8 protein-coding genes are annotated in these 11,670 nt (G+C 61.0%); all 8 read left to right on the forward strand.

Annotated features, from left to right (window positions below):
• The first annotated feature begins 1 nt into the window (after position 1).
• Positions 2 to 907 carry a glycosyltransferase family 2 protein gene (locus ACJ8QF_RS12670; RefSeq protein WP_004934661.1) on the forward strand — a complete coding sequence of 302 codons (906 nt, stop codon included), beginning with the start codon at positions 2 to 4 and terminating at the stop codon, positions 905 to 907.
• Between the two features lies 1 nt (position 908).
• Positions 909 to 1,964, forward strand: a complete 1,056-nt coding sequence (locus ACJ8QF_RS12675) for a glycosyltransferase family 4 protein (protein ID WP_004934660.1) — start codon at positions 909 to 911, stop codon at positions 1,962 to 1,964.
• 7 nt (positions 1,965 to 1,971) lie between these two features.
• On the forward strand, positions 1,972 to 2,715 hold the full coding sequence (locus ACJ8QF_RS12680) for a glycosyltransferase family 2 protein (protein ID WP_015378195.1): 744 nt from the start codon (positions 1,972 to 1,974) through the stop codon (positions 2,713 to 2,715).
• Positions 2,716 to 2,726: 11 nt separating this feature from the next.
• Entirely contained in the window at positions 2,727 to 4,586 is a 1,860-nt protein-coding gene (locus ACJ8QF_RS12685; protein WP_442537655.1) for a carbohydrate-binding protein CenC, read from the forward strand.
• A gap of 292 nt (positions 4,587 to 4,878) precedes the next feature.
• Positions 4,879 to 8,640, forward strand: coding sequence for a nitrate reductase subunit alpha (locus ACJ8QF_RS12690; RefSeq protein ID WP_442537561.1), 3,762 nt, complete (start codon positions 4,879 to 4,881; stop codon positions 8,638 to 8,640).
• Positions 8,637 to 10,181, forward strand: a complete 1,545-nt coding sequence (gene narH, locus ACJ8QF_RS12695; RefSeq protein ID WP_131164800.1) for a nitrate reductase subunit beta — start codon at positions 8,637 to 8,639, stop codon at positions 10,179 to 10,181. Before ACJ8QF_RS12690 ends, narH begins: the two co-directional genes overlap by 4 nt.
• Complete coding sequence (narJ, locus tag ACJ8QF_RS12700; RefSeq protein ID WP_131164799.1) at positions 10,178 to 10,900, forward strand: nitrate reductase molybdenum cofactor assembly chaperone; 723 nt, start codon at positions 10,178 to 10,180, stop codon at positions 10,898 to 10,900. Before narH ends, narJ begins: the two co-directional genes overlap by 4 nt.
• Before the next feature lie 2 nt (positions 10,901 to 10,902).
• A complete protein-coding gene (gene narI, locus ACJ8QF_RS12705; RefSeq protein WP_004934642.1) occupies positions 10,903 to 11,580 on the forward strand; it encodes a respiratory nitrate reductase subunit gamma in 678 nt (225 codons plus the stop codon).
• Positions 11,581 to 11,670: the final 90 nt, after the last annotated feature.

Consider the following 11,670-nt stretch of genomic DNA (forward strand, 5'->3'; position numbering starts at 1 on the left):
AATGGATTTCTCGATCGTGATCCCTATTTATAATAGTGCGCGTTACCTGCCTAAAACTCTGAAGCGGATTTTCAACGCTTGCCAAGGGTTCGACTATCAGGTGATTTTGGTTGATGATTGCTCTGACGAGGATGATATCAAATATATTCGCCAGATAGCGGCGACTAATAGCAACGTGATGCTGCATGAGAAAAAACAAAAGAGCAATGCGGCGGTATCGCGCAACCTGGGCGCCAATTTAGCGCAATCGGAGATCGTGTTTTTTCTCGATTCGGATGATTACTTCACTACCAACTATATTATTCGCCGCATGAAGAAGCATGAAGATCGCCATATTGATATTATCTTCGGTAATTATGCCGAAGTGAGCGGCGATTCGGTACGCGACTTCAACTTCCACTACAAATCCGGTTCTTCCGGCGAGGATTTTCTTTTTCTGGAAATGGGCGATATTCGGTCATCCACCATCAGCATGCGTAAAAAAAGCGATCGCCGCTTTTTATTTCCCGAGTTTCTCAACAAGCATCAGGATTGGGGCTTTCTGGTCAACGCCACCAATTTGGGCGCGCAAGTGGCGCATGACGCCGGCGGCGGGGTGTTTCTCGACGTGGGGCGCTACGGACGCATGACGGCGAAGCTTAATCTGGAGGCCAGCGACCGCTTTATCAATACCTTCCTCAGCCCCAGCGATCGCCATATCAGCGGATTTGCCTGCAAGCACCTGCTGGCCTCGCTGTATTCGGAAAACGCCCAGGCGTTCAATTATTACTCGTCGCGCATCGTGCGGCACAGCCTGAGCGGCAAGTTCAAGATGATCAAATGGTATGGCGATTGTCTGACGAGGCTGGGGTTGTTCTCGGTTGGCGGCCGGCTGTTGCGCAATGTGCGCCAGGGATTCAGGAGATGATATGCAAGCACGCAAGGTAATCATCGTCATCGAAAATATGGCGGGCAAGGGCGGCACTGAACGGGTCGCCAGCGGTTTGGCCAATGCGCTGGCGCGTCTGCCGAATTACGAGGTGGCGGTGTTTTCGCTGTGTGGCGAACGGAGCTTCTTTCCGCTGGCGAGCAACGTCCGGCTACGCTGTGGCGGCGGCGATTCGCTGTTCTGGCCATGGCGGCTGGCGTTGGCACTGCGGCGTGAACGCGCGGATGTGATCATTACCGTTTCCATGGGAAAACTGTCGGTGGTGATGACGCCTTTTCTACGTTTGTTCTGTGCCCGCAGCCGGCTGTTATTGAGCGAACACGTCAGCTTTCACCAGTATCCGCGCGTATTTAAATGGTTGAAGTTGTTGGTTTACCGCTTGAGCGATCGCGTGATTTTCCTGACACGGCAAGATAGCGACGCCATCGCTCGCTGGGTGGGCGCCGGGAAATGCCGGGTGATCGAGAACGTTTCGCCGTTCGGCGCACAGGCGCCGACGCCGGCGCTGCAGGAAAAAGTGGCGCTGGCGGTGGGGCGGTTGAGCAATCAGAAAGGCTTCGATCGTCTGATCGCGCTGTGGCGAGGGGTGGCGGCGCAGATGCCGGATTGGCGGCTGTTGATTATTGGCGACGGCCCTGAGCGCGACGCACTGCGACGGCAGATTGAAGGCGCCGGGCTGGAGCAGCAGGTGAGCCTGCTGCCGGCCACCGCCGACGTGGCGGCCTATTATCGCCAGGCCAGTCTGTACGTGATGACGTCGCGCTATGAGGGGTTGCCGATGGTGCTGATCGAAGCCATGAGTTTCGGCCTGCCGCTGGTGGCCTACGACTGCAAGACCGGCCCGGCCGAGCTGATAGACAACGGCGTCAACGGCTATCTGGTGCCCGATGACGATGCCGCCGCCTTCAGCGAAGGCGTGCTCGAACTGATGCGCGATCCGGCTCTGCGCGATCGCTTTTCTGTCGCTGCGCTTGATAAGTCTCGCCGTTTTTCTCCCGAACGTATTTATCCCCAGTGGCAACAGCTCATTGAGTGAGGACCGAATGGAAAAGATATCCGTGATAATGCCCGCCTACAACGCGGCAAACTCAATCAAAGAATCGATTCTTGGTGTGCTGAACCAGCAATTTACCGACTATCACCTGTATGTGATCGATGATGCGTCCACCGACAACACCGCCGAGGTGGTGCGGCCGTTTATCCACGATCGCCTCACCTATATACGCAATGAGCATAACCAGGGCGTGGCGGAAACGCGCAACATCGGCATTGAGGCGGCGAGCGGGGATTATATCGCATTCTGCGACAGTGATGACGTATGGCTCCCCAACAAGCTGTCGCGCCAGGCGAGCATTTTGCAAACCCGCCGCTATGACGTGGTGTGTTCCCATTATTACACCTTCGAAGACGATCTGAAGTTGATCAAAAACACCCGTGGTGCGGATGAGCTTATCGGCTATCAGGACATGTTGAAAAGCAACTGGATCGGCAATCTCACCGGCATCTATAACCAGAAGCGCATCGGCAAGGTGTATCAGCAAAAAGTGGGGCATGAGGACTATTTGATGTGGCTGGCGGTGCTGCAGAAGGCGCGTAACGGCCTGGCCTACTGCATTCCCGAACCGCTGGCCTGTTACCGATTGTCTACCCATTCGCTGTCGGGCAACAAAATCCGCGCAGCGGACTGGCAATGGCGGATTTACCGTCAGCATTTGGGGCTGTCGTACCAGAAATCCTGCTATTTGTTCGCCACCTATCTGTTCAATGCCGTGGTGAAAAGGAAATGACCATGAGGGGGATGTATCGGCGGGCGGCTCTGGGCTGTTGCGCCTTGTGGGGCGCAGCGGCTCTGGCGCAGAACTGCCAACCCAATCTGTTGACCAACCCCGGCTTTGAGCAGGGGCTCAGCGGCTGGCGAGCGCAGGGCGCGCAGGCCGACGGCGATACGCACAGTGGCAGGGGGAGTCTGCGTTATGACAATGCAGATGTAGCGCAATACCGTACCTTCAACCAGGCGCTGCAGGTTGTGCCCGGACAGACGATAGATTTCGGCGTCTGGCTCAAGACTCGCGGCGTACGCGGGCAAAGCCGCGACGGCGGCGCTGGGGTTTATCTGCAGAGCTTTGATGCGCAGGGGCGCTTTCTGGAAGGCAGCTATCCGGCTGGGGTGACCGGCGACAGCGGCTGGCGGCAGGTGAACGCCAGCTATACCGTGCCGCCGCAGGCGGCGCGAATCACTTTTGGCGTTTATCTGCGTAAGGGGAGCACCGGTACCGCCTGGTTTGACGACGCCTATGCCTGTGCTCGAGCGCCTACGCCGGCGTTGTATCAGCTCGGCGCGTCGGCGCAGGGGAAGGTTGACACGCTGGTCGTCACTTCGCAGCCGCAGCATTTGCAGGTCGACAGCGAATTGCTCAATGCCGAGGGGCAGGTTGTTCACAGTAGCCGCGACCGTTATCAGGTTGAAGGACAACGCCGTATCGAATACCAACCGCCGGCCGGCCTGGCCCAGGGTGAATACCGCCTGCGTCAGCAGGTTACCGGTCCACAATCCCGCCAGGCTCAGGGCAGCGAGCTGTCTTTTCGCGTCGGGCAGCCTGCGGCCAAAGTGGCGATCGACAGCGAAGGTTTTACCCTGCGCGACGGTCAACGGCTTTTCCCGTTGGGCATTTACGCCAACGTGGCTACCGATGAGCATTTGGCGCGCATCGCCTCGGCGGGATTCAACACGGTGCTGAATTATGATTACGGGGAAAAGAAAGATCCATACGCCTTTTTCCGCAACGCACGCAAGCGCGGGCTGTTGGTCATTTACTCCGTCAAAGATCAGTACCGCGGCAGCCGCTTCGCGCCGGCCGTCCGCGGTGGCGACTACGCGGCGCTGACTGCCTGGTACGTGCAGCGTTTGCGCTCTCAGCCCAACCTGCTTGCCTGGTACATCAACGATGAGCTGGGGCCGGAATATCTCGATAAGATCGAGGAAAAAAACCTGCAAATAAAGCGACTTGACGGCGATCATCCGACTTTCCAGGTGCTGAACAAAACCGGGGAGTTGGACGCTCACTTCAACAGCAGCGACATTTTGGCGACCGACCCTTATCCGGTGGGGAACGATAGCGATCTGACGCGCACCACGCGTTATACCGCACTGACGGTGCAGGCCGCCCGCCAGGCACGCGGAGCCTGGGTGGTGATGCAAATCATGGATCACGCCGCTTATGACGCCCGCCGTAAGCCGCATCCGCCGTCAGAGGTGGAAATCCGCAACCAGGCCTGGCAGGCGCTGATCGGCGGCGCCAAGGGGCTGTTGTTTTATTCTTATACCGATCTGTTTTACAAACGCAAAACCGGCCGCTTCGACCAACGGGAGTTTGACGCCGCCTGGCGCGGTGTGGCTGCCGTGTCGCAGCAAATCGCCGCCTTCACCCCTTATCTGCTGACGGGAAAATCGACGCCGCTGGCGGGAAGCGACCCGCAAATGCCGGCGCGGATGTTTGTTCTGGGCGATCACGCCTTGCTGCTGGTAGCCAATCCTTACTATCGAGAGGGAAGCACCCGCTTGCGCCTTCCGGCGGGCTGGCGGCAGCAGGGCGCGGGTGCGGAGATCACGCTGGCGTTGCCCGCCGTGGGCACCGCGACGCTGTGGCTTCAACGCTGAAAGCATCGAGTGAACGTCACGCGGGAGGTTTCTCCCGCGTCCTACCCCCAAATACCTCGTCTTGCCTCCCGCCCGTTCGCCTTTACCCTAATGCTCCATTTTATTTATTGTAATTCAATCAATTAACCTAATGTTTCACCCCTATACTTTGGTGGTATTTCTCAGCCGACGCGCGCGGCGCCTCCCGCTTTCTCTTGATCGCAATCAATTTGCCGCCGGTTGGCCGTCAGTAGGCTGGCGGCAGATTGAGCATGTCTTCTTATAACGACAAGAGCCTTCAGGAGCATTCCGGATGAGCAAATTTTTAGACCGTTTCCGCTATTTCAAGCAGTTGGCGGAGCCTTTTTCTGGCGATCACGGCCAGACCTTGAACACCAACCGCGACTGGGAAGACGGCTACCGCAGCCGTTGGCAGCACGACAAAGTGGTGCGTTCCACCCACGGCGTGAACTGCACCGGTTCCTGCAGTTGGAAGATCTACGTGAAGAATGGTCTGGTGACCTGGGAAACCCAGCAAACCGACTATCCGCGCACCCGGCCCGATCTGCCCAACCATGAACCGCGCGGCTGCCCGCGCGGCGCCAGCTACTCCTGGTACCTGTACAGCGCCAACCGGCTGAAATACCCGCTGATGCGCAAGCGCCTGCTCAAGCTGTGGCGCGAAGCGAAAGCGCAGCACAGCGATCCGGTCGAAGCCTGGGGCTCTATCGTCGGCGATGCGGAAAAAGCCAAGAGCTACAAGGTGGCGCGCGGCCGCGGCGGTTTCGTCCGCTCCAGCTGGCAGGAGGTCAATGAACTGATCGCCGCCGCCAACGTCTACACCGCCAAAACCTTCGGCCCGGACCGCATTATCGGCTTCTCGCCGATCCCGGCGATGTCGATGGTGTCCTACGCCGCCGGCGCCCGCTACCTGTCGCTGATCGGCGGCGCCTGCCTGAGCTTCTACGACTGGTATTGCGATCTGCCGCCGGCTTCGCCGATGACCTGGGGCGAGCAGACCGACGTGCCGGAGTCCGCCGACTGGTATAACTCTTCTTACATTATCGCCTGGGGCTCCAACGTGCCGCAAACGCGCACCCCGGACGCCCACTTCTTTACCGAAGTGCGTTACAAGGGCACCAAAACCGTGGCGGTGACGCCGGACTATGCCGAAGTCGCCAAGCTGTGCGACCACTGGCTGAATCCGAAGCAGGGCACCGACAGCGCGATGGCGCTGGCGATGGGCCACGTGATGCTGAAAGAGTTCCATCTCGATCGCGAAGTCGGCTACTTCCGCGACTATGTGCGTCGCTATACCGACATGCCGATGCTGGTGCTGCTCGAGCCGCGTGAAGGCGGCCACTACGCCGCCGGCCGCCTGCTGCGCGCCGCCGATCTGGTGGACGGATTGGGCCAGGAAAACAATCCCGAATGGAAAACCGTCGCTATCGACAGCCGCAGCGGCGAGCTGGTGGCGCCGCAGGGCTCCATCGGTTTCCGCTGGGGCGAGAAGGGCAAGTGGAACCTGGAACAGCGCGAAGGCAAGGCGCAACAGGAAGTCGAGCTGCAGCTCAGCCTGTTGGGCAGGCATGACGACGTCGCCGAGGTGGGTTTCCCGTACTTCGGCGGCGCCGACAGCGAGCATTTCAACAGCGTGGCGCTGGACGAGATCCTGCTGCACAAGCTGCCGGTGAAACGCCTGCAGCTGGCGGACGGCAGCGAAGCGCTGGTGACCAGCGTGTACGATCTGACGCTGGCTAACTACGGCCTGGAGCGCGGGTTGGGCGACGCCAACTGCGCCGCCGACTATGACGAGGTCAAGGCTTACAGCCCGGCCTGGGCTGAGCAGATCACCGGCGTGTCGCGCCACAACATCATCCGCATTGCCCGCGAATTCGCGCAAAACGCCGAGAAGACCCATGGCCGTTCGATGATCATCGTCGGCGCCGGCGTCAACCACTGGTATCACATGGACATGACCTACCGCGGCCTGATCAACATGCTGATCTTCTGCGGTTGCGTCGGCCAGAGCGGCGGCGGCTGGGCGCACTACGTCGGCCAGGAAAAACTGCGGCCGCAAACCGGCTGGCTGCCGCTGGCGTTCGGCCTCGACTGGCAGCGCCCGCCGCGCCACATGAACAGCACCTCGTTCTTCTACAACCATTCCAGCCAATGGCGCTATGAAACCGTTGGCACCGACGAGCTGCTGTCGCCGCTGGCGGACAAGTCGCGCTTCGGCGGCAGCCTGATCGACTTCAACGTGCGCGCCGAGCGCATGGGCTGGCTGCCGTCGGCGCCGCAGCTGGGCACCAACCCGCTGCGCCTGGCGGAGCAGGCCCGCGCGGCCGGCCAATCGCCGGTCGAATTTACCGTCGACAGCCTGAAGAACGGCGCGCTGGGCTTTGCCGCCGAGCAGCCGGACAATCCGCAGAACTTCCCGCGCAACCTGTTCGTCTGGCGCTCCAACCTGCTGGGCTCTTCCGGCAAGGGCCATGAATACATGCTCAAATACCTGTTGGGCACTGAAAACGGCATTCAGGGCAAAGATCTCGGCCAGCAGGGCGGCGTGAAGCCGCAGGAAGTGGAATGGCGCGAGCAGGGCGGTGAAGGCAAACTGGATCTGGTGGTGACGCTCGATTTCCGCATGTCGAGCACCTGCCTGTACTCTGACGTGGTGCTGCCGACCGCCACCTGGTACGAAAAAGACGACATGAACACCTCCGACATGCACCCGTTCATTCATCCGCTGTCGGCGGCGGTCGATCCGGCCTGGGACTCGAAGAGCGACTGGGAGATTTACAAGGGCATCGCCAAGGCCTTCTCCGAGGTGTGCGTCGGCCATCTGGGCCAGGAAACCGACGTGGTGACCCTGCCTATTCAGCACGACTCCGCCGCCGAACTGGCGCAGCCTTACGGCGTGCGGGACTGGAAGAAAGGCGAGTGCGAACTGATCCCCGGCAAAACCGCGCCGCACATCATCGCGGTGGAGCGCGATTACCCGGCCACCTACGAGCGTTTTACCTCCTTGGGGCCGCTGCTGGACAAACTGGGCAACGGCGGCAAGGGCATCAGCTGGGACACCCAGACCGAGGTCGATTTCCTCAAGCAGCTTAACTACGTCAAGGCCGACGGCCCGGCGGCGGGGCGGCCGAAGATCGAGAGCGCGATAGACGCGGCGGAAGTGATCCTGTCGCTGGCGCCGGAAACCAACGGCCAGGTGGCGGTGAAAGCCTGGGAAGCCCTGAGCAACGTCACCGGCCGCGATCACCGGCATCTGGCGCTGAACAAGGAAGACGAGAAAATTCGCTTCCGCGACATTCAGGCGCAGCCGCGCAAAATTATCTCCAGCCCGACCTGGTCTGGCCTGGAAGACGAGCACGTCTCCTATAACGCTTGCTACACCAACGTGCACGAGCTGATCCCGTGGCGCACGCTCAGCGGCCGCCAGCAGCTGTATCAGGACCACGAGTGGATGCGCGCCTTCGGCGAAAGCCTGCTGGCGTACCGGCCACCGATCGATACCCGCGCCGCCCAGCCGCTGCTCAACAGCAAGCCGAACGGCAACAAGGAGAAGGCGCTGAACTTCCTGACGCCGCACCAGAAGTGGGGTATCCACTCCACCTACAGCGACAACCTGCTGATGCTGACGCTGTCGCGCGGCGGGCCGATCGTCTGGCTGAGCGAAGACGACGCCAAAGATCTGGGCATCGCGGACAACGACTGGATTGAGGCCTTCAACGCCAACGGCGCGCTGACGGCGCGCGCGGTGGTCAGCCAGCGTATCCCGGCCGGCATGACCATGATGTACCACGCACAGGAGCGCATCGTGAATCTGCCGGGCTCGGAGATCACCAACCAACGCGGCGGCATCCACAACTCGGTGACCCGCGCCTGTCCGAAGCCGACTCACATGATCGGCGGCTATGCGCAGTTGGCCTACGGCTTTAACTACTACGGCACCGTCGGCTCCAACCGCGACGAGTTCGTGGTGGTGCGCAAGATGAACCGCATTGATTGGTTGGACGATGAAGGCAACGACTACGCGCAGGGCAGTCAGCAGGAGAACCACAAATGAAAATTCGTTCGCAAGTCGGCATGGTGCTGAATCTGGACAAGTGCATCGGTTGCCACACCTGTTCGGTCACCTGCAAGAACGTCTGGACCAGCCGCGAAGGCATGGAATACGCCTGGTTCAACAACGTGGAAAGCAAACCCGGCGTCGGCTATCCGCACGCCTGGGAAGATCAGGAAAAATGGAAGGGCGGTTGGATCCGCAAAATCAACGGCAAGCTGGAGCCGCGCATGGGCAACCGCGTCGGCGTGCTGGCGAAAATCTTCGCCAACCCGGATGTGCCGGCGCTGGACGACTACTACGAGCCGTTCGATTACGACTACCAGCATCTGCACACCGCCAAACAGGGCAAGCACCAGCCGGTGGCGCGCCCGCGCTCGCTGATCACCGGCCAGCGCATGAACAAGATCGAAAGCGGCCCGAACTGGGAGGAGATCCTCGGCGGGGAATTCGAAAAACGCTCGCAGGACAAAAACTTCGACAACCTGCAGAAGGCGATGTATGGCCAGTTCGAAAACACCTTCATGATGTATTTGCCGCGCCTGTGCGAGCACTGCCTCAACCCGGCCTGCGTCGCCACCTGCCCGAGCGGGGCGATCTACAAGCGCGGCGAAGACGGCATCGTGTTGATCGACCAGGACAAGTGCCGCGGCTGGCGCATGTGCCTGACCGGCTGCCCGTACAAGAAAATCTACTTCAACTGGAAGAGCGGCAAGTCCGAGAAGTGCATCTTCTGCTACCCGCGCATCGAAGCCGGGCAGCCGACGGTGTGTTCGGAAACCTGCGTCGGCCGCATTCGCTACCTCGGCGTGCTGTTGTACGACGCCGATCGCATCGAGCAGGCGGCGGCGGTGGAGAACGACAAGGATCTGTACCAGAGCCAGCTCGATATCTTCCTCGATCCGCATGATCCGAAGGTGATTGCTCAGGCGCTGGCGGACGGCGTGCCGCAGGGCGTCATTGAAGCCGCTCAGCAGTCGCCGGTGTACAAAATGGCGATGGACTGGAAGCTGGCGCTGCCGCTGCATCCGGAATACCGCACGCTGCCGATGGTGTGGTACGTGCCGCCATTGTCGCCGATTCAGTCTGCCGCCGACGCCGGCGAGCTGGCGCACAGCGGCGTATTGCCGGACGTCGAGAGCCTGCGCATCCCGCTGCAGTATCTGGCGAACCTGTTGACCGCCGGCGATACCGAACCGGTGCTGCTGGCGCTGAAGCGCATGCTGGCGATGCGCCACTACAAGCGGGCGGAAACCGTCGACGGCGTGGTGGACACCAGCGCGCTGGAGCAGGTCGGTCTGAGCGAAGCGCAGGCGCAGGAAATGTATCGCTACCTGGCGATCGCCAATTATGAAGATCGCTTCGTGGTGCCGTCGAGCCACCGCGAACTGGCGCGTGAAGCCTTCCCGGAAAGCAAAGGCTGCGGTTTCAGCTTCGGCGACGGCTGCCACGGCAGCGACGGCAAGTTCAACCTGTTCAACAGCCGCCGCATTGACGCCATCGACGTGACCGCGAAAACCGCGCGGCCGGAGGATGCCTCATGATCAGCCTGAAAGTGATCGCCCGCCTGCTGGATTACCCGGAGCAGGCGCTGTTTGACCATCAGCAGGCGCTGATCGAAGCATTGGAGCCGGCCAGCGAGTTGGATCTGCACCACAGCGCGCAGCTGATTCTGTTTATCCGCCGCCTGTGCGCGCGCCCGTTGCTGGACGCGCAGGCCGATTATTGCGAACTGTTCGATCGCGGCCGCGCCACCTCGCTGCTGCTGTTTGAACACGTGCACGGCGAATCGCGCGATCGCGGCCAGGCGATGGTTGACCTGATGGCGCAGTACCGCGCCGCCGGGCTGGAGATCGACAGCCGCGAGCTGCCGGATTTCCTGCCGCTGTACCTGGAGTATCTGGCCAGCCGCAACGCGGCGCAGGCGCGCGAAGGGCTGCAGGACATCGCGCCGATCCTGGCGCTGCTGGGCGCGCGCTTGCAGCAGCGTGAAAGCCCGTATGCGGTGCTGTTCGATTTGCTGCTGGCGTTGTCCGGCAGCGAGGTACAGGCGCAGGCTCTGGAGACGCAGGTGGCGCAAGAGGCGCGCGACGATACGCCGCAGGCGCTGGATGCGGTGTGGGAAGAGGAGCAGGTCAAGTTTCTCGGCGAACAGGGCTGCGCCTCCGCCCAGCAGACGGCACACCAGCGGCGCTTCGCCGGCGCGGTGGCGCCACAGTATCTGGACCTGACGGATGCGTTAACCGGAATCAAAGGACGCTAATCATGCAATTTTTGAATCAGTTCTTCTTCGACATCTACCCTTATCTGGCCGGCGCGGTGTTCCTGATCGGCAGCTGGCTGCGCTACGACTACGGGCAATACAGCTGGCGCGCCGGCTCCAGCCAGATGCTGGATAAAAAAGGCATGCGGCTGGCGTCCAACCTGTTCCACATCGGCATTATCGGCATCTTCGCGGGCCATTTCCTCGGCATGCTGACGCCGCACTGGATGTATGAGGCCTTTCTGCCGATCGACGTGAAGCAGAAGCTGGCGATGATCGCCGGCGGCGCCTGCGGCCTGATGACGCTGATCGGCGGCGCGCTGTTGCTCAAACGCCGGTTGACCAACCCGCGGGTGCGCGCCACCAGCAGCTTCGCCGACATCCTGATCCTGACGTTGCTGGTGGTGCAGGTGTGTCTGGGGCTGCTGACCATTCCGTTCTCCGCCCAGCATATGGACGGCAGCGAAATGATGAAGCTGGTGGCCTGGGCGCAGGCGGTCGTGACCTTCCACGCCGGCGCCTCTGCGCATCTCGAAGGGGTGGCGCTTATCTTCAAGCTGCACATGGTGCTGGGCATGACGCTGTTCGTGCTGTTCCCGTTCTGCCGCCTGGTGCATATCTGGAGTGCGCCGGTGGAATACCTGACCCGCCGTTACCAGCTGGTGCGCAACCGCCGTTGAGCCTGACCTCGCCGCCGCTGATCGCCAGCGGCGGCGCTATTCCGATAATTTGCCCGCCGTCTGCCCATTCTCCCCGCCTTGTCGTAAACT

Origin of the sequence: Serratia sp. CY81684 (assembly GCF_052166595.1) — a bacterium.
GTDB classification, from domain to species: Bacteria; Pseudomonadota; Gammaproteobacteria; order Enterobacterales; family Enterobacteriaceae; genus Serratia; species Serratia nematodiphila.

Excerpts from the sequence above, each read along its gene's own strand:
- ACJ8QF_RS12670 (WP_004934661.1), top strand. The coding sequence starts at position 2 with ATGGATTTCTCGATCGTGATCCCTATTTATAATAGTGCGCGTTACCTG.
- ACJ8QF_RS12675 (WP_004934660.1), top strand. The coding sequence starts at position 909 with ATGCAAGCACGCAAGGTAATCATCGTCATCGAAAATATGGCGGGCAAG.
- ACJ8QF_RS12680 (WP_015378195.1), top strand. The coding sequence starts at position 1,972 with ATGGAAAAGATATCCGTGATAATGCCCGCCTACAACGCGGCAAACTCA.
- ACJ8QF_RS12685 (WP_442537655.1), top strand. The coding sequence starts at position 2,727 with ATGTATCGGCGGGCGGCTCTGGGCTGTTGCGCCTTGTGGGGCGCAGCG.
- ACJ8QF_RS12690 (WP_442537561.1), top strand. The coding sequence starts at position 4,879 with ATGAGCAAATTTTTAGACCGTTTCCGCTATTTCAAGCAGTTGGCGGAG.
- narH (WP_131164800.1), top strand. The coding sequence starts at position 8,637 with ATGAAAATTCGTTCGCAAGTCGGCATGGTGCTGAATCTGGACAAGTGC.
- narJ (WP_131164799.1), top strand. The coding sequence starts at position 10,178 with ATGATCAGCCTGAAAGTGATCGCCCGCCTGCTGGATTACCCGGAGCAG.
- narI (WP_004934642.1), top strand. The coding sequence starts at position 10,903 with ATGCAATTTTTGAATCAGTTCTTCTTCGACATCTACCCTTATCTGGCC.